Genomic DNA, 16,460 nt, shown 5'->3' with positions numbered 1-16,460 from the left:
ACGGCCGACACACCCGGCGCACGGCGGAAACCGGGTGCATGCGGCGTCCTCGTGACGGATCATGGACGCCATGTCTGCGAACCCGCACGAAGCTCTGCCGATCCGGCTCAACGTCGACGACAGCGACTCGCCGTCGGACGTCGTCGACGCGCTCTTCCTCGGCCGGTTCGCGACGGGCGAGCAGCCGTACTCGCACGCGGCGAACATCGACCGCGTCCGGTCCGGGGCCACGCTCCTGCCGCCGGGCGCCCGCGTGCTGCGCGTGGCCCGCGACGACGACCGCAGCGCGACGCTGGCGGAGGGCGACGGCTGGACGCTGCTGATCTCCCGCTGGAACCGCGGCGCGGACGTCACGGTGACGGCGACCGATGAGGAACTCGCGCAGAAGGTCCTCGACCAGGCCACGGACGGCGCGGCGGACGAACCCGAACCCCAGCCGGAGAACGTGACCATGGGCTTCTGGTACGTCTCCCCGCGGCGCGGCCCGCACCGCACCACCCGGCAGATCTCCGCGGGCACCTGGGACGAGGTGCGGGAGAACTACACCGCACCGGTGGCCGAGGCGATGGAGCACCTGATGAAGACGACGCCGGAGAACATCGCGGGCCGCCTGCTCCTGCTGCACGGCCCGCCCGGCACCGGCAAGACCTCGGCGCTGCGCACCCTCGCGCGCTCCTGGCGGGACTGGTGCCAGGTGGACTGCGTGCTCGACCCCGAGCGGCTGTTCTCCGACGTCGGCTATCTGATGGACATCGCGATCGGTGAGGAGGACGGGACGGGCAAGGGCCGCTGGCGGCTGCTGCTCCTGGAGGACTGCGACGAGCTGATCCGCGGCGAGGCCAAGCACACGGCCGGCCAGGCCCTGTCCCGGCTGCTCAACCTGACCGACGGCCTGCTGGGCCAGGGCCGCAACGTCCTGGTCGGCGTGACGACCAACGAGGACCTGGAGCGCCTGCACCCGGCCGTGGTCCGCCCCGGCCGCTGTCTGGCCCGTATCGAGGTGGGGTCGCTGACCCGCCGGGAGGCGGTGAACTGGCTGGGCACCGAGGAGGGTGTGGGCCGCGAGGGCGCCACGCTGGCGGAGCTGTACGCACTGCGCCGGGGGACGTCCCCGACCGCGCTGCCGGAGCCGCGGGACGGGGCGGACGCGGGGCTGTACCTGTAGTGCTTTGATGGAGGCATGACCCTGTTCGTCGGGACGTCGGGGTGGCAGTACAAGGACTGGCGGGGCGTCTTCTACCCGGACGGGTGCCCTCAGCGCCTGTGGCTGGAGGAGTACACGGAGCACTTCGCCACGGTGGAGATCAACAACGCGTTCTACCGCCTGCCGACCCGGGAGAACTTCGCGGCCTGGCGGGAGCGGGTGCCGCGGGACTTCGTGGTCGCGGTCAAGGTCAGCCGGTATCTGACCCACATCAGGCGGCTGCGCGAACCGAAGGAACCGGTCGAGCGCCTGATGAGCCGTGCGACCGGCCTCGGCGACCGCCTGGGCCCGTTCCTCCTCCAGCTCCCGCCGACGCTGAAGGCGGACCCGGGGCTGCTGGACGAGTGCCTGGCCTGCTTCCCGTCCGGCACACGGGTGGCGGTCGAGCCACGCCACGACTCCTGGTGGACGGCGGAGATCCGCGAGGTCCTCCGGGCCCGCGGCGCGGCCCTGTGCTGGGCCGATGTGCGAGCCCGCCCGAGCACCCCGCTGTGGCGCACCACCGACTGGGGCTACGTCCGCTTCCACGAGGGACGCGCGCAGACCTGGCCGCACTACGGGCGCCAGGCGCTGCGGACGTGGGCGGAGCGGATCGCGGGGACCTGGGGTCCCGGCGACGACGTGTACGCGTACTTCAACAACGACCCGAACGCCGCGGCGGTGGAGGACGCCGTCACTTTCGCGGCGGCAGCACGCGCGAGCGACCTGCGGGTCACCCGCACCGCCTGACCTCCGCGCCATCCCGTCCGCCGCGACAGCGATCGGTCACGACGGCGCGGTGCGGCGGTGCCGGACTCCGCTCACTCCTCCCGGTAAGCCGCCCGCAGGGCATCCCGCACGGCGGCCGACGCATCCGCCTCCGTCAGCCCCAGCCGGCGTGCACGCTCCGCGTACGTCTGTGCGGCCGACGCCAGCTCCCGTTCCGCGGCCGAGCCGGCGGCAGCCACATACGTGCCGTTGCGCCCCCGGGTCTCGATCACCCCGTCGCTCTCCAGTGCGCGGTAGGCCTTGGCGACCGTGTTCGCCGCGAGGCCGAGCGATTCGGCCAGCCCCCGCACGGTCGGCAGCCGGTAGCCCACCGGCAGCACGCCCGACCGCGCCTGCTCGGAGATCTGCGCCCGCACCTGCTCGTACGGCGCGGCACTGTCGTCGATGTGGATCTTCAAGGTCACGCTGCCGATTCTCCCGCACCCGCAGGAAAATGAGAGGCGCAGGGACGTGTCCCCCCGTAGCGTGCGCCCACATGACTGTGATCGTGCGCGACCTGCGCCCCGAAGACCGGTCCGACGTCGAGGCCTTCGCCCGGGTACGGCACCTCGCCCTTCCGTACATCCTCTGGACCGCGGACGCGGTGCTGCACCGTCTCTCCCACAGCCATCCCGACGCCCGCTTCCGGTCGCTCGTGGCCGAGGAGGACGGCGAGGTGATCGGCACGGCCCAGGTGCAACTGGCGCACGACAGCCCGGAACCGGGCCAGGGAATGCTCAACGTCTACGTCCACCCGGACCGAACGCGCCGCGGCGCCGGCGAACTGCTGGTCCGCGCCGCCGAGGAGCACCTCACCGCGCACGGCGCGACGAAGCTGTTCGCATGGGTACTGGACGAGCCGGCCAACCGTGCCTTCGCCGAGCGGCACGGCTACGGCGCCGGACGCTCCGCCCACTTTCTCCGTCTGGACCTGGCCGGGGACTCCCTGCCGCCGCTCCAACCCCCGCCGCCCGGCGTCGAGTTGCGCTCGGCGGCCGACTTCGCGGACGATCCGCGCCCGCTGTTCGAGCTGGACGCGGAGACCACGCAGGACGAACCGAGCGACGTGGACACCGAGTTGACCGACTACGAGAACTGGATCGAGGAGAACTGGAAGCACCCGCTGCTGAACCGGGAGCTGACCACCGTCGCCTTCGTCGAAGGCCGCCCGGCCGCCTTCAGCGTGGCGTACACGGATGCCTCGACCGGACGCTACGTCACCGCCATGACCGGCACCGCCCGCGCCCTCCGCGGCCGCGGCCTGGCCAAGCTCGCCAAGAACGACTCGCTGCACCGCGCCCGCGCCGCCGGCTACACCCAGGCGCTCACGGGCAACGACGTGGGCAACGACCCGATGCTCGCGATCAACAAGTGGTTCGGGTACGAGATCTGCGCGACGGAGGTGCGGTATGTCCGTGAACTCGGCTGAGCGGGACGCCCGGCTGGACGTCGTCCTCGTCAAGGCGGGCCGTACGAAGATCCGTTACGAGGCGGAGCTGCTCGGCGACGACGGCACGCGCATCGCCGTCCGCGCCCCCTGGGCGGGCGAGGGCGTCCGCGACTTCGGTTTCGTGCGCTTCGAGAAGGGCGACGTCTTCACGGAGCACTACTGGCGGGACCGCTGGTACGCGGTGAAGGAGGTACGCGACTCCGCGGGCGTGCTGAAGGGCTGGTACTGCGACATCACCCGCCCCGCCGTGCTCTCCGGCACCGAACTGGTCGTCGAGGACCTCGACCTGGACCTGTGGCGCTCGGCCGACGGCAGCGACGTACGCCGTCTGGACGAGGACGAGTTCGAGGCGAGCGGGCTGACCGAGACGGACCCGGAGGCCGCGGCGGCGGCGGTGGCCGCGCTGGACGAGCTGGAGGACCTGGCGCGCGGGGGTGACTTCGAGGCGCTGGTGCGCTGAGGGCGGCGCGCGCACGCGGCCTCGGCGCACGGCCGGCCGAACCGGCCGGCCTCACACCACGGCCACCACCGCATACCTCTCGTCCGCCACTTCCCTCCCCCACAGCGCCGTCTCCCCGGACAGCCGCTCCACCCGCACCTCGCCCGTCACGAGCGGGGCCAGGAGGCCGGTCAGGACGCCGGCCGGTATGCCCACCGGGGCGGTCGTGCCCCAGACGCCCTCGACCAGGACGAGCCTGCCTCCCGGCCGCAGCAGCCCGCGCCAGTGACGCAGGGCGCGGCCGGGGTCGGGCAGCGCCCACAGCACGTGCCGTACGAGCACGACGTCGAAGCGCTGCTCCCCCACCGGCGGTGCCGCCGCGTCACCGGTGAGGAACACGGCGTCACGTCCGGCCAGCTTGGCTCTGGCGCGGCCGACCATCGCCGGTGACGCGTCCACGCCGGTCACGCGGTGTCCCTGCTCGGCCGCGAGGAGCGAGAGACTGCCCGTGCCGCAGCCGAGATCGAGGACGTCGCTCGCCCGCGCGGGCAGCCAGGAGGCGAGGCGGCCGGCCCATGCCCGCCGGACCTCCGGATCGCGCAGTCCGTGGTCCGGCTCGTCGTCGAAGGAGGCGGCCTGCGCGTCCCAGTCGACGTCCGCGCCGGTCAGGCCCACATTGTCATCCGTCATGCGCCCAAGAGTGACACCCGCCACTGACAGTCGAATGGTGACAGCGGCCACAGACAGACCCGCACCGATGAGTCACCCTCCCGAAAAGGGTCTACCTCCGTGAGAACGCGGAACTCGGTGGGCACTGAAGGAGGCAGCCATGCGCCGGACCACTGTGCAGAAGCCCCTGAAGAAGACGGACTCGCGCAGGGTCCGCGACGAGGCCGACGACCGTCCTTCCGGACGTCCGGAGGTGCGCCGAGACATCGCGCGAACCTGGTGGCCGGACGGCTGACGCCGGTCAGTCCAGCCGCTTGCGGTAGTGGATGCGGTCGTAGGGACCGTCCACGCGCTGCTCCACGATCTCGTAGCCGTACTTCGGATAGATCTTCTGGTTCTCCCACATCATCGCGTTGGTGTAGAGCCTGACCTCGGGCAGACCGAGCGCACGCGCGCGTGCGTCCACGAACCGCAGCAGCCGCCGTCCCACTCCGCCGCCGTGTGCGTCGGGGTGGACGGCGATGCTGTCCAGGAACAGATGGTCGTCGTGCTCCTCGAGCACCACGAGCCCCGTGACGGGGTCCCCGGTCACGAACACCTTCCCCGCGGCCACGTTCGCCGCGTGGTCCGCCTCCATGGGCACCGGCACCACACCGATGCGCTCGATGTAGCCGTGGTACGCGGCGTCGGTCACGGCCTTCACGGCCGCCACGTCGGCGGCGACGGCCGGCCGGATCTCGTCGTCTCCCATGCCGCGCACGGTATTACCTGATCCCAGTCTCAGCACTCCCTTAACGCGACCATAAGGATCTCCATCACCCGCCTCCAGCAGGCGATTTCACGAGTTCCTGGGGCTAGTTTCTGATCGCACCCCACGGGATCCACCCCCACGCATCAGGACCGTTCCGAGGAGATTCCGCATGCCCGCACGCCGCCGCGAGGTCGCCGCGCTCGCCGTTCTCGGCGCCGCCCCGCTCGCCCTGACCGCGCTCGCCGCCGCCCCCGCATCCGCGCACGGCACGATGGGCGACCCGGTCAGCCGGGTCTCGCAGTGTTACGCGGAGGGCCCGGAGAGCCCCAGGTCGGCCGCGTGCAAGGCCGCGGTCTCGGCCGGCGGCACCCAGGCGCTCTACGACTGGAACGGCATCCGCATCGGCGACGCCGGCGGGCGGCACCAGGCGCTGATCCCGGACGGCAAGCTGTGCAGCGCGAACAACGAGGAGTTCAAGGGCCTCGACCTGGCTCGCACCGACTGGCCCGCGACGGGCGTGCGTAGCGGCGCGTACACCTTCAAGTACCGCGTGACCGCCCCGCACAAGGGCACGTTCAAGGTGTACCTGACCAAGGCCGGTTACGACCCGGCGAAGCCACTGGCCTGGTCGGACCTGGACCTGGAGCACCCGGTGGCGACGGCCACCGACCCGGTCGCCTCCGGCGGCTTCTACACCTTCTCCGGCGCGCTCCCCCAGCGCTCCGGCAAGCAGCTGCTGTATGCGATCTGGCAGCGCTCGGACAGCCCGGAGGCCTTCTACTCCTGCTCGGACGTCACCTTCGGCGGCGCCACCGCGAGCAGCGGCGGCGGAAACACCGGCAGCAGCGGAAACACCGGCACCCACAGCAACGGCAGTGGTACGACAGGCAGTTCGACGCCCGAACCGGCCGCCTCCGTGCCCTCCGACGCGCAGATCGCCGCGGGTGCGGACAAGTCGACCGTCGAGCACCACGGTCACGGTGACCAGGACGCCGGCACGTCGGCCGAGCCCCGGATCACCGCCGAGGCGGCCGCCGCCGACGAACCGACGGCGGCCGGTGCTTCGCAGAACCTCGCCGAGACCGGGGACAGCGGCAGCACCCCGTACCTCGCCATGGGCGGAGCGGCCGCTCTGGCCCTCGGCGCGGCGGCCCTGTTCGCCTCCGTCCGCAGGCGAGCGACCGGCTACGGACGGCACGGCCGGCCGTAGGGCCCCACGGGGGGCGGGGCCTGTCCGGCGGCTCAGGCCGGACAGGCCCCGATGTGTGCGTCAGCTCAGCACCGACGCGCAGGTGGTCGTGGTGGCGTGGGCCGGGTCGAGCGCGTTGGCCACCTCATGGAAGGCGATCCGGTCGGTGAGACCGATCAGGACGTGCTCCGAGAGGTCGAGCGAGCACAGGTTCTGGATCAGGACGTTGTGCACGTCGGAACCGCTCAGGAACTGGCTGCCGTACGGCGTGACCACCTCGTCGTGCTTGGTGGCGATGACCGTGTAGTGGACTCCGGGGACGGTGTCGCCGCCCGCGTTGAGCTTGGTGAGGAAGGCGGAGCCGACCATCTGGTCGGCCAGGCCGGGCGTGTTCTTGGACAGCAGGTCGGCGGCGCCCGGGAAGTACGGGAGCAGGTTGGTCAGGCCGTCCAGGTCGGTGCCGTGGTTGTCCGGCGCGATGCCGATCAGGGAGTTCACCTTGGCGGCTCCGCCGAGGAACTTGAGGTAGTAGCGGGGCATCATGCCGCCCTGCGAGTGACCGACGACATCGACTTTGTTCGTGCCGGTCGCGGTGAGCACCTTGTCGACGTAGGCGGAGAGCTGTTCCGCCGACTTGTCGATGGGGCCGAGGCCGTAGAAGACGGGGACACCTGACAGCTGGCCGTAGTCCATGGAGAAGACGCAGTAGCCCCGGTCCTCCAAGTAGGGTGCGAGGGCGAGCCAGTTGTCGACTGAGTTGCCGAGGGTGCCGTGGACCAGGACGACGGGGCGCGGATGAGCGGCGGAGGGCTTGCAGGAGTAGTCGTTCCAGCCGGAGCTCGGAGCGCCGGCGGCGTGTGCGACGGTGGCGGCGGGGACGACGGCGACCGAGGCCGCCAGCAGCAGGGCGGCCAGGGGTCTGAGCATTCGATTCCAGGGCAGCATCGTGTGATCTCCTTGCGGCTCAAGGGAGTTGCGATGGCCTTACGCCCTGTGATCCGGATCACGAAGGATGCTGTTCACTCGTCAAGTTACGGGCGAGTAGTGCAAGTGTGAAGTTACGCGTCAGTAAAAACTTCCAGTGATAACCGACTCGCCGGTAGCCACTGACACACCGTCACCAGGCAGGTCGGATGGGCCCGTAGGGCGCGATCCGCGTCAACTGATCCCGCAGTGACCGCACTTGACCTTCTCCCAACAGGCGCCCCCATGCCCGCACGACCTCCGCGGCGGCCTCCTCCGCAGCCCGGGTGCACGCCCAGCCCCGCTCGGTCAGCACCACCAGCCGGGCCCTGGCGTCGTCCGGATGCGACCGCCGCTCGGCGTACCCCTTGCGTACGATCTCGTCGACGAGCTGGCTCGCGGCCTGCTTGGTCACCCCGAGATGGGCGGCCAGCTCGGTCACGGTCGCGCCGTCCGGGGCGAGCCGGGTGAAGGCGAACCCGTGCGCGGGCCGGACCCCCTCGAAGCCGCGCGCGACCACCCCCTCGTTGATGCGCTGGGTGAGCTCACCGGCGACGGCGAGCAGGGCGGCGGACAGGGCCATGGCCTCGGAGTTCTGCACGGAGGCATTGAAACACCCTTGACGAATCGGTCAAGCAGCTTGACCATAGGGACAAGAAATATAGTCAAGCAGCTTGACCATAATGGAGGCATCACATGCCCGTCGTCCGATCGTCGGAGGCCCAGGTCCATGAACTGCACGGTGCCCGCTTCGTCTCGCACGCCACCACGCTCACCGGAAGCAAGGAGCTGTGCGCCTGGCGCGGTGAGATTCCGGCGGGCACCAAGGCGCCCGTGCACACCGTCAGCCGGGAGGAGATCCTGCATGTCCTCGACGGCGAACTGCTCGTCGTGCTCGACGGACAGACCGTCCATGTCACCGCAGGCGACACCCTGATCGTCAATCCCGGCGCGACCCTCGCCGTGGAGAACCCGGGCGACCGGACCGCGGTCACCTGGGTCACGACCTCCGTCGGCCTGGAGGCCGAGCTCGCCGACGGCACCCGCATCGCACCCCCGTGGGCGCACTGACGGCTACGCCACCATCGCCCCCGGCATCACCGCGCGCGGTCCGAACTTCGCCCGCACACGGTCCGTCACCTCCTCGATGCGGCGGGCCTTCTCGTCCACCGGGTCGAAGGTGAGCTGGTAGGAGGACTGTTCGGCGGGGGCGAGGGACTCGGCGCGCAGGACCAGGGCGCGGACCCGGGCGCGCTGGAGGCCGAGCGTCTCGTACATGTCGTACGCCGTCCTGGTCAGGGCGGCGGAGTGGGCGGTGGGTTCCTTCAGCGTGCGGGTGCGGGTCGTCGAGGTGCGGTCGGCATAGCGCACGGTGAGGGTGAGCGTGCCGCAGACCTTGTCGAGGGCACGCAGCCGGGACCCGAGTTCCTCGGCTGCGGACAGCAGTGCGCGCCGGTGTCGTTCCGGGGACAACTCGTCGCGGGTGAAGGGGCGTTCGGTGGCCAGGGAACGGGAGACGGCGTTGGGGACGACCCGGCCGCGGTCGACGCCGCCGGCCTTCTCGTGCAGGTCGCGGGCCGCCTTCGCACCGATCAGGCGCTGAAGCGTGGCGAGCGGCGCGGCGGCGACCCGGCCCAGTGTGTCGAGGCCGTAGTCGTACAGGGTGCGCGCGGTGGCGGTGCCGACGCCGGGGAGCGCGGTGACCGGCCGGTCCGCGAGGAACTCCGCGATGCCGTCCGGGTCTTCGGGCACCGCACGTGTCACCCCCGGCCGGGCGTCGCGCAGCGCCACGCGGGCCAGCATCGGGCCCGGCCCGGCACCGATCACGCAGTCGACGCCGTACAGGGCCAGGGCGCGCACGCGGATCACCGCCGCCAGCTCGACCGCGCTGCGCCCGAAGTACCGCTCGGCGCCGCGCAGATCGGCGAGCGCCCCGTCCGGCGGCAGCGCCTCGACGACCGGGGTGAACTCCTCCAGGAGTTCGAGCAGCCCCGGCAGGGCCGCCTCGTCCGGCGAAGCCGGCTGGAAACGTACACACAGAACGGTCATCCCGCACTCCCCGGACTCTGGTGCCACAACTTCCTTCCCACCGCGGGCCCTTCACCCGCGGGACGCAGATCCGCCCAGGGGTGCATCTCGTACCCCGTGGACATGCGGATCCTCCGGTCCTCCACCGGGTCGCGGGCCGCGGCGCCCGCGGGCGCCGGCCGCCCGTCCGAACCGGCGAGGCGGGCCGGTGACGAACCGCCGCCGTCCGCCGCGGAGCCGTCACCGGCGGGCGGCTCGGCGAGCCGGGCCGCGACCCCGTCGAGCCCCTCCTCGCCGCGCACCTCCAGCAGATCCGCGAGGTTCCAGGCGGCGGAGCCCACCACGCTGAGGCTGCGCGGGCCGCGCCGCTGCACCACTCCACGCACCAGCAGCAGCCAGGAGTGGAAGACGGTGTGGGCGCAGGCGTCGTGGGAGTCGTCGAAGAAGGCGAGGTCGACCAGGCCCGTGCCGTCGTCCAGGGTGGAGAAGATGACCCGCTTGCCGGAGCGGATCGGCGGGGTCTGGGTCGCCGCCTTGGCCCCCGCGACCAGCACCGTCTCACCGTGCCGGGCATCACGCAGCCGGCGGGCCGACACCACGCCCAGCTCGTCGAGGAAGGCCCGGTGGTCGTCCATGAGGTTGCGCGAGGCGTCCATCGACAGCACCCCCAGCTCGGCGCTCAGCTTCTCCGCCTCCGACAGATCCGGCAGACCGGCCGGCGCCGTCTTCCGCCCTCCGGCCAGCGGGAGTTGGCCGCCGCCCGCGCCCCGGGCGCCCCGGTGCAGCTCTGTCAAGTGCAGTTGCAGGTCACGACGGTTGGCCCCGAAGGCGTCCAACGCGCCTACCTGCGCGAGCCGTTGGGCGAGCGGCCGGCTCGGGCGGGCGCGTTCCCAGAAGTCCAGCAGCGAGGCGTACGGCTGCCCGTCCGCGATCCGCGCCGCCTCGGCCTCGCTGATGCCGTGCACGTCGGAGAGGGCCAGCCGCAACCCCCACCGCACGGGTGATTCAGACACCAGTTCGATAGAGTGTGCGACCGCCGACCTGTTCACGTCCAGCGGCAGCACCGGCACCCCGCGCCGCCGCGCGTCGGCCAGCAGCAGCCGCTTGGGATACATCCCCGGGTCGTGCGTGAGCAGGCCCGCATAGAAGGCGGCCGGGTGGTGCGCCTTCAGCCAGGCGGACTGGTAGGTCGGCACCGCGAAGGCGACCGCGTGCGCCTTGCAGAAGCCGTAGCTGCCGAACGCCTCGACGATCTCCCAGGTGCGCCGAATCGTTTCTGCGTCATATCCGCCGGCCGCCGCGTGCTGCGCGAACCACACCTTGATACGGCCCTGGGACTCGGGGTCCGACAGCCCGCGCCGCACCCGGTCCGCCTCGCCCCGCCCGCAGCCGGTCATGACGGCGATGATGTCGATGATCTGCTCGTGGAAGACGACGACGCCGTACGTCCCCTTCAGCGGCTCCCGCAGATCCGGGTGCGGGTATGCGACGGGCGCCCGCCCGTGCCGCGCCTCGATGAACGGCCGCACCATGTCGGCGGCGACCGGGCCGGGCCGGAAGAGCGAGATGTCGACGACGAGGTCGTGGAAGGTGGCCGGCTGGAGCCGCCCCACCAGGTCCCGCTGGCCCGGCGACTCGATCTGGAAGCAGCCCAGCGTCTCGGTGGACCGGATGAGTTGATACGTCGCCGGGTCGCCGTCCGGCAGCGAGTCCAGGTCGACCCGCTCCCCCGTCGCCCGCTCCACCTCGGCGACCGCGTGCGCCATCGCCGACTGCATCCGCACGCCGAGCACGTCGAGCTTGAGCAGCCCGAGGTCCTCCACGTCGTCCTTGTCGAACTGCGACATGGGCAGCCCCTCGCCGCTGGTCGGCACGACCGGCGTACGGGAGAGGAGGGAGGCGTCGGACAGGAGCACTCCGCAAGGGTGCATGGCGACTCCGCGCGGCAGGGCGTCGAGCGCCTCGACCAGTTCCCAGAGCCGCCCGTACCGCTCCTTCTCCCCTGCCAGCGCCTTGAGTTCGGGCAGTTCATCGAGGGCCGCGCGGGCGTCGCGGGCGCGGATGTGCGGGAAGGACTTGGCGACGCGGTCGATCTCGGCAGGGTCCATGGACAGGGCCGCGCCGACGTCGCGGATCGCGTGCCGGACCCGGTAGGTCTCCGGCATCGCCACGGTCGCGACCCGCTCCTCGCCGAACCGGTCGATGATCGCGCGGTAGACCTCCAGCCGGCGCGCGGACTCCACGTCGATGTCGATGTCGGGGAGCACGACGCGCTCCTTGGACAGGAAGCGCTCCATCAGCAGTCCGTGCTCCACCGGATCGGCGTTCGCGATGCCGAGGAGGTGGTTGACCAGGGAGCCCGCGCCGGAGCCGCGCGCCGCGACCCGGATGCCCATGTCCCTTACGTCGTCCACCACTTGAGAGACCGTCAGGAAGTACGAGGCGAAGCCGTGGTGGGCGATGATGTCCAGCTCGTGGTGCATCCGCTCCCAGTAGGCGCGCCTGCCCGCGTAGCCGTGCCGCACCATCCCGGCCGCCGCCCGTGAGGCCAGCGCCCGCTGGGCGGTGCGGCGGCCCGCGCCGACGAGGTGCGCCTCGGGGAAGTGGACCGCGCCCATGCCGAGGTCGTCGTCGGGGTCCACCAGGCACTCGGCGGCCGTCGCCTGCGTCTGCTCCAGCAGCTGGTCGGCGGTGTCGCGCCGGTAGCCCGCAGCCTCCACGATCCGCTCGGCCGCGTGCCGCATGGAGCCGGCGTCCTTGAGCCAGGCCTCCCCGGAGTCCAGCCCCTTCGCCGGGTCGACCGGGACCAGCCGGCGGGCCGCGTCCAGTACGTCGGCGACCGGCCCGAGGCCCGGGTCGGCGTAGCGGACGGCGTTGCTCAGCACCGGGCGGACGTGCTGCTCGGCGGCGAAGCCGACGGTGCGGGCCGCCAGGCGCAGGGAGCCGGGGCCGGTGCCCTTGCGGCCGTGCCAGACGACCTCCAGGCGCAGGGCGTCGCCGTAGATCTCGCGCCAGGGGGCGAGGAGCTTGGCGGCGCGGTCCGCACGCCCTGCGGCAAGCGCGAGGCCGACGTCGGAGGCGGGGCCGAGCAGGACGGTCAGGCCGTCGGCGCGGTTGCCGGCCCAGGGCAGCAGGGGTGGACCCTCGGTACGGTGGGCCGCGCTGACCAGCCGGCACAGGTCTGCCCAGCCGCGGGCGCCGTCCCGGGCGAGGAAGGTGGCGCGGGGTGCCGACTCGTCGATGAAGACGCCGCCGCGTACCGGGGTGCGGCGCCTTTCCCGGCGTACGGGATCGTCCTCCCGCATCCGTGCGGGCCGCTCCACCGCCAGGTCGACGCCGAACAGCGGGCGGACGCCCGCCTTCGCGCAGGCCTTGGTGAAGCGGACCGTGCCGGCGAGGGTGTCGCGGTCGGTGAGCGCGAGGGCGTCCATGCCCCGCTCGGAGGCGCGCTCCGCCAGCCGCTCCGGATGCGAGGCGCCGTAGCGCAGGGAGAACCCGGAGACGGTGTGCAGATGAGTGAAGCCTGGCACCCGCACCTCCTACTATCGAACATCAGTTCCCGACTGCCCCACCCCCACCATAGACCAAAATTCGAATGCATGTACGACAGCCGTTCGGCCCCTCCCCACCTGCGGGAACGCCCGCCACCTCGGACTGTGGGGACATGACACAGAGGACCCTGCTCGCCGAGGTGCGGGACGCGGTCAGCCTGCGCGCCACGCTGCTGGTCATCGGCGTGATCGCCCTCCAGCTGCTGTTCATCGCCTCCTACGTGGGCGCGCTGCACAACCCCGAGCCCAAGGACGTGCCCTTCGGGGTGGTGGCGCCCGGGGCCGCGGCGCAGCAGGCGGTGACCCGGCTGGAGCAGCTGCCCGGCTCGCCGCTGGACCCGCGGGTGGTCGCCGACGAGGCCACGGCCCGCAAGCAGATCCTGAACCGGGACATCGACGGCGCACTGCTGATCAACCCGGCCCGCACCACCGACACGCTGCTGGTGGCCAGTGGCGGCGGCACGGTCCTCGCGAACACCCTGCAGAAGTACTTCACCGTCCTGGAGGCGTCCCAGCAGCGGGCCCTCCGGACCGTCGACGTGGCACCGGCCTCGTCCGAGGACTTCGACGGGCTGTCGTCCTTCTATGTGGTCGTGGGCTGGTGCGTGGGCGGCTATCTGTGCGCCTCGATCCTGGCGATCAGCTCGGGCGCGCGGCCCGCCAACCTGAGCCGCGCGGTGATCCGGCTGCTCGTCATGGCGCTGGTCTCGATCGTCGGCGGGCTCGGCGGTGCGGTGATCGTGGGGCCGATCCTGGGCGCCCTGCCGGGGAGCGTCATGGCCTTCTGGGGGCTCGGCGCCCTGGTCACCTTCGCGGTCGGGGCGGCGACGCTCGCCCTCCAGGGGCTGTTCGGGATCGTCGGCATCGGCCTGGCGATCCTGATCGTGGTGGTCGCGGGCAATCCGAGCGCGGGCGGCGCCTTCCCGCTGCCGATGCTGCCACCGTTCTGGAAGGCGATCGGACCGGCGCTGCCACCGGGAGCCGGCACCTGGGTGGCGCGCTCGATCGCGTACTTCGAGGGCAACGCCACGACCGGCGCCCTGCTGGTGCTGTCCGCGTGGGCCGCGGCCGGGATCGTGGTCACGCTGCTGGCGGCGGTGCTGCGAGGGCGGCGCACGGAAACCGTCACACCGGTGACGTAGCGCCAGAAACCCACAGGGCAAAGTCCCGCCCCTCGCGCGCGGGGCGGGACTTCACAGGGACAGCGGGCGGTCAGCCGATCTGGGCGCCCTCGGCCGACAGCGCCTCGGTCACCGGCTGGAAGAAGGTCTCGCCGCCGGCGCTGCAGTCACCGCTGCCGCCGGAGGTGAGGCCGATGGCCGACTCGCCGTCGAAGAGCGAGCCGCCGCTGTCACCGGGCTCGGCACAGACGTCGGTCTGGATGAGGCCGTTGACCGTGCCCTCCGAGTAGTTCACGGTGGCGTTCAGGGCCTTGACCGTGCCGTCGTGCACCTGGGTGGTCGAGCCGCTGCGCTGCACCTTCTCACCGACCGTGGCCTCGGCGGCCTTGGTGATCTTCTGCGTGGAGCCGTTGTAGAGGTCCACCTCGCTCGGGTGGTCCGTGCTGCCGGTGTACTTCACCAGGCCGAAGTCGTTGTCCGGGAACTGGGAGTCGGCGTTCTCACCGATCTGGTTGCCGCTGGAGTCCGACCAGGTCTTGATGGCGTCGGTGCAGTGCCCGGCGGTGAGGAAGTACGGCTCGCCACCCTTGGTCACATTGAAGCCGAGCGAACAGCGGCCGCCCGAGCCGGAGATGGCGTCACCGCCCGCGATGAAGGGCTTGAACTCCCCCTTCGTGCGCTTGACTTCGGCCTTGGCGCCGAGTCCGTCGACGACCTTGGAGAGCTTGGCCCACGCGGTCTTGGACACGGTCCTGTCGGCGATGACGACGACCTTGTTGCTGACGGGGTCGGTCGACCAGGACGTGCCGGGAATGGTGGCGTCCTTGGTCAGCGTCGTACGCGCGCTGTTGAGCTCGGCGAGGGAGTTCTGGACGATTCTGGCCTTGGCGCCCGCCGCCTCGACGGTCTTGGCGGCGGTCCCGTTCAGGACGTTCACCACGAGGCTCTTGGCCTTCGCGTCGTAGAACGTGCCGGCCGCGTCGGTGCCGAGGTCCTTGCCGAGGGTCGAGGCGAGCTTTCCGGCCGCCACGGCCGACAGGGGCTGGGGTGCGGAGCCCTTCGGGGCCTCACTGGCGTTCGCAGTCTGGAAGGTTACTGCCGCGGCGACGAGCGCGGTGGCGCCCGCACCTGCCACGACGAGGCGGCGCCTGGGTATGCGTCGGTGCTTCAACTGACGTCCTCCTGTGGGGGGTCGGTCCGGAAGGTTGTGGGGACCTCACGAACCGGAAGGCGTTGAACAGCAGCCACTATCCCGAGCCCGGCAGGGAGCACACAAGGGCTTCTTCGAGACGCGCGTAGAACGTACGTTATGCGCCCCCGGGTTCTTGACAGTCCACGGTCACATCAGGGGTGTTCGCTCTGCAAAGGCTACGACTGAGTAATAAACGCACACCCGATACGGTCTAGCCCTGTCCGGAATTCGACCCTCCGGAGTCCTGGTCCAAGCGGGGTTCCGACGGAGGCAGTTGCTCCTGCACCGGTTGCTGCGCGATCTGCGGCGGTGTCTGCTGAGGTGCCTCGACCGGCTGCTGAGGCGCCGCAACCGGCTGCTGAGGCGCCCCGGAAGCGTGCTGCGCCCTCTCCAGGAACCGCAGCAGCTCGACCGGGAAGGGCAGGACGAGGGTGGAGTTCTTCTCGGCGGCGACCGCCGTCACCGTCTGCAGCAGGCGCAGTTGGAGCGCGGCGGGCGTGTCCGCCATCTGCTGTGCCGCCTCGGCCAGCTTCTTCGACGCCTGGAACTCGGCGTCCGCGTTGATGACGCGGGCCCGGCGGTCCCGGTCGGCCTCGGCCTGCCGGGCCATCGACCGCTTCATGGTCTCGGGCAGCGAGACGTCCTTGATCTCGACGCGGTCGATGGTGACGCCCCACTCCACGGCCGGGCTGTCGATCATCAACTCCAGCCCCTGATTGAGCTTTTCGCGGTTGGAGAGCAGGTCGTCGAGCTCGCTCTTGCCGATGATGGACCTGAGCGAGGTCTGCGCCATCTGCGCCACCGCGAACCGGTAGTCCTCGACCCGCACGATCGCCTCGGCCGGCGCGGCCACCTTGAAGTAGACGACGGCGTCCACCCGCACCGTGACGTTGTCCCGGGTGATGCCCTCCTGCGCGGGCACCGGCATCGTCACGACCTGCATGTTGACCTTCTGGAGCCGGTCGACGAGCGGCACGATCATCGTGAAGCCCGGCCCGCGCACCTGCTCGCGGAGCCTGCCGAGCCGGAAGACCACGCCACGTTCGTACTGTTTGACGACTCGCGCGGCGGCCATCAGGTACACCGCTCCGGCGGACGCGAGGACCACTCCCGTGGCCACCAGCTCCTCGACCATGTCGGCCCCCAGGGTCCGAAG

17 protein-coding genes are annotated in these 16,460 nt (G+C 71.5%); 8 read left to right on the top strand and 9 right to left on the bottom strand.

Features of this window, described 5'->3' with window-relative positions; all coding sequences use genetic code 11:
• Positions 1-70: 70 nt before the first annotated feature.
• Positions 71-1,165: a DUF5925 domain-containing protein gene (locus tag ACIBN2_RS23260; RefSeq protein WP_399136829.1), complete on the top strand. Its 1,095-nt coding sequence runs from the start codon at positions 71-73 to the stop codon at positions 1,163-1,165.
• A 15-nt stretch (positions 1,166-1,180) separates the two neighbouring features.
• Entirely contained in the window at positions 1,181-1,933 is a 753-nt protein-coding gene (locus ACIBN2_RS23255) for a DUF72 domain-containing protein (protein ID WP_399136827.1), read from the top strand.
• Between the two features lie 71 nt (positions 1,934-2,004).
• Here the strand turns inward: ACIBN2_RS23255 and ACIBN2_RS23250 are convergent, their stop codons facing one another.
• Entirely contained in the window at positions 2,005-2,376 is a 372-nt protein-coding gene (locus tag ACIBN2_RS23250) for a GntR family transcriptional regulator (RefSeq protein ID WP_399136825.1), read from the bottom strand.
• Between the two features lie 71 nt (positions 2,377-2,447).
• On the opposite strand from ACIBN2_RS23250, the gene ACIBN2_RS23245 reads away from it, so the two are divergent.
• Positions 2,448-3,380, top strand: coding sequence for a GNAT family N-acetyltransferase (locus tag ACIBN2_RS23245; RefSeq protein WP_399136824.1), 933 nt, complete (start codon positions 2,448-2,450; stop codon positions 3,378-3,380).
• On the top strand, positions 3,361-3,861 hold the full coding sequence (locus tag ACIBN2_RS23240; protein WP_399136822.1) for a DUF402 domain-containing protein: 501 nt from the start codon (positions 3,361-3,363) through the stop codon (positions 3,859-3,861). The genes ACIBN2_RS23245 and ACIBN2_RS23240 overlap by 20 nt, the downstream gene beginning before the upstream one ends.
• Positions 3,862-3,912: 51 nt before the next feature.
• Here ACIBN2_RS23240 and ACIBN2_RS23235 read toward each other — a convergent pair whose 3' ends face one another.
• Positions 3,913-4,530, bottom strand: coding sequence for a class I SAM-dependent methyltransferase (locus ACIBN2_RS23235; RefSeq protein WP_399136820.1), 618 nt, complete (start codon positions 4,528-4,530; stop codon positions 3,913-3,915).
• 139 nt (positions 4,531-4,669) lie between these two features.
• Between ACIBN2_RS23235 and ACIBN2_RS23230 the strand changes: the two genes are divergently transcribed.
• Positions 4,670-4,804: a hypothetical protein gene (locus ACIBN2_RS23230; protein WP_399136818.1), complete on the top strand. Its 135-nt coding sequence runs from the start codon at positions 4,670-4,672 to the stop codon at positions 4,802-4,804.
• Positions 4,805-4,810: 6 nt separating this feature from the next.
• On the opposite strand, the gene ACIBN2_RS23225 is transcribed toward ACIBN2_RS23230, so the two are convergent.
• Entirely contained in the window at positions 4,811-5,260 is a 450-nt protein-coding gene (locus ACIBN2_RS23225) for a GNAT family N-acetyltransferase (protein WP_399136817.1), read from the bottom strand.
• A gap of 169 nt (positions 5,261-5,429) precedes the next feature.
• On the opposite strand from ACIBN2_RS23225, the gene ACIBN2_RS23220 reads away from it, so the two are divergent.
• On the top strand, positions 5,430-6,470 hold the full coding sequence (locus ACIBN2_RS23220) for a lytic polysaccharide monooxygenase (RefSeq protein WP_399136815.1): 1,041 nt from the start codon (positions 5,430-5,432) through the stop codon (positions 6,468-6,470).
• Between the two features lie 60 nt (positions 6,471-6,530).
• On the opposite strand, the gene ACIBN2_RS23215 is transcribed toward ACIBN2_RS23220, so the two are convergent.
• Together ACIBN2_RS23215 and ACIBN2_RS23210 are read right to left on the bottom strand one after the other, a co-directional pair.
• Positions 6,531-7,394 (bottom strand): esterase/lipase family protein, encoded by an 864-nt coding sequence (locus tag ACIBN2_RS23215; RefSeq protein WP_399136813.1) that lies wholly within the window; start codon positions 7,392-7,394, stop codon positions 6,531-6,533.
• Between the two features lie 172 nt (positions 7,395-7,566).
• A complete protein-coding gene (locus tag ACIBN2_RS23210) occupies positions 7,567-8,013 on the bottom strand; it encodes a MarR family winged helix-turn-helix transcriptional regulator (RefSeq protein WP_399136812.1) in 447 nt (148 codons plus the stop codon).
• 95 nt (positions 8,014-8,108) lie between these two features.
• On the opposite strand from ACIBN2_RS23210, the gene ACIBN2_RS23205 reads away from it, so the two are divergent.
• A complete protein-coding gene (locus ACIBN2_RS23205; RefSeq protein WP_399136810.1) occupies positions 8,109-8,483 on the top strand; it encodes a cupin domain-containing protein in 375 nt (124 codons plus the stop codon).
• A gap of 3 nt (positions 8,484-8,486) precedes the next feature.
• Here the strand turns inward: ACIBN2_RS23205 and ACIBN2_RS23200 are convergent, their stop codons facing one another.
• Positions 8,487-9,461: a DNA polymerase thumb domain-containing protein gene (locus tag ACIBN2_RS23200; protein WP_399136808.1), complete on the bottom strand. Its 975-nt coding sequence runs from the start codon at positions 9,459-9,461 to the stop codon at positions 8,487-8,489.
• On the bottom strand, positions 9,458-12,970 hold the full coding sequence (locus ACIBN2_RS23195) for a DNA polymerase III subunit alpha (RefSeq protein ID WP_399136806.1): 3,513 nt from the start codon (positions 12,968-12,970) through the stop codon (positions 9,458-9,460). The genes ACIBN2_RS23200 and ACIBN2_RS23195 overlap by 4 nt, the downstream gene beginning before the upstream one ends.
• A gap of 134 nt (positions 12,971-13,104) precedes the next feature.
• Here ACIBN2_RS23195 and ACIBN2_RS23190 point away from each other — a divergent pair, with 134 nt between their 5' ends.
• Positions 13,105-14,133, top strand: coding sequence for a DUF3533 domain-containing protein (locus ACIBN2_RS23190; RefSeq protein ID WP_399136805.1), 1,029 nt, complete (start codon positions 13,105-13,107; stop codon positions 14,131-14,133).
• 70 nt (positions 14,134-14,203) lie between these two features.
• On the opposite strand, the gene ACIBN2_RS23185 is transcribed toward ACIBN2_RS23190, so the two are convergent.
• On the bottom strand, positions 14,204-15,283 hold the full coding sequence (locus ACIBN2_RS23185; RefSeq protein WP_399136804.1) for a S1 family peptidase: 1,080 nt from the start codon (positions 15,281-15,283) through the stop codon (positions 14,204-14,206).
• A 232-nt stretch (positions 15,284-15,515) separates the two neighbouring features.
• Positions 15,516-16,439 carry an SPFH domain-containing protein gene (locus ACIBN2_RS23180; RefSeq protein WP_399136802.1) on the bottom strand — a complete coding sequence of 308 codons (924 nt, stop codon included), beginning with the start codon at positions 16,437-16,439 and terminating at the stop codon, positions 15,516-15,518.
• Positions 16,440-16,460: the final 21 nt, after the last annotated feature.

Origin of the sequence: Streptomyces sp. NPDC050534 (assembly GCF_044457745.1) — a bacterium.
GTDB lineage: Bacteria > Actinomycetota > Actinomycetes > Streptomycetales > Streptomycetaceae > Streptomyces.
The sequence above is the reverse complement of the archived record's forward strand: the minus strand, read 5'-3'. Positions and strand labels throughout refer to the sequence as shown.

What these genes read in the sequence shown, in the direction of transcription:
- ACIBN2_RS23240 (WP_399136822.1), top strand. Translation starts at nt 3,361, where the DNA reads ATGTCCGTGAACTCGGCTGAGCGGGACGCCCGGCTGGACGTCGTCCTC.
- ACIBN2_RS23180 (WP_399136802.1), bottom strand. Translation starts at nt 16,439, where the DNA reads ATGGTCGAGGAGCTGGTGGCCACGGGAGTGGTCCTCGCGTCCGCCGGA.
- ACIBN2_RS23200 (WP_399136808.1), bottom strand. Translation starts at nt 9,461, where the DNA reads ATGACCGTTCTGTGTGTACGTTTCCAGCCGGCTTCGCCGGACGAGGCG.
- ACIBN2_RS23215 (WP_399136813.1), bottom strand. Translation starts at nt 7,394, where the DNA reads ATGCTGCCCTGGAATCGAATGCTCAGACCCCTGGCCGCCCTGCTGCTG.
- ACIBN2_RS23255 (WP_399136827.1), top strand. Translation starts at nt 1,181, where the DNA reads ATGACCCTGTTCGTCGGGACGTCGGGGTGGCAGTACAAGGACTGGCGG.
- ACIBN2_RS23230 (WP_399136818.1), top strand. Translation starts at nt 4,670, where the DNA reads ATGCGCCGGACCACTGTGCAGAAGCCCCTGAAGAAGACGGACTCGCGC.
- ACIBN2_RS23220 (WP_399136815.1), top strand. Translation starts at nt 5,430, where the DNA reads ATGCCCGCACGCCGCCGCGAGGTCGCCGCGCTCGCCGTTCTCGGCGCC.
- ACIBN2_RS23205 (WP_399136810.1), top strand. Translation starts at nt 8,109, where the DNA reads ATGCCCGTCGTCCGATCGTCGGAGGCCCAGGTCCATGAACTGCACGGT.
- ACIBN2_RS23245 (WP_399136824.1), top strand. Translation starts at nt 2,448, where the DNA reads ATGACTGTGATCGTGCGCGACCTGCGCCCCGAAGACCGGTCCGACGTC.
- ACIBN2_RS23190 (WP_399136805.1), top strand. Translation starts at nt 13,105, where the DNA reads ATGACACAGAGGACCCTGCTCGCCGAGGTGCGGGACGCGGTCAGCCTG.
- ACIBN2_RS23260 (WP_399136829.1), top strand. Translation starts at nt 71, where the DNA reads ATGTCTGCGAACCCGCACGAAGCTCTGCCGATCCGGCTCAACGTCGAC.
- ACIBN2_RS23235 (WP_399136820.1), bottom strand. Translation starts at nt 4,530, where the DNA reads ATGACGGATGACAATGTGGGCCTGACCGGCGCGGACGTCGACTGGGAC.
- ACIBN2_RS23225 (WP_399136817.1), bottom strand. Translation starts at nt 5,260, where the DNA reads ATGGGAGACGACGAGATCCGGCCGGCCGTCGCCGCCGACGTGGCGGCC.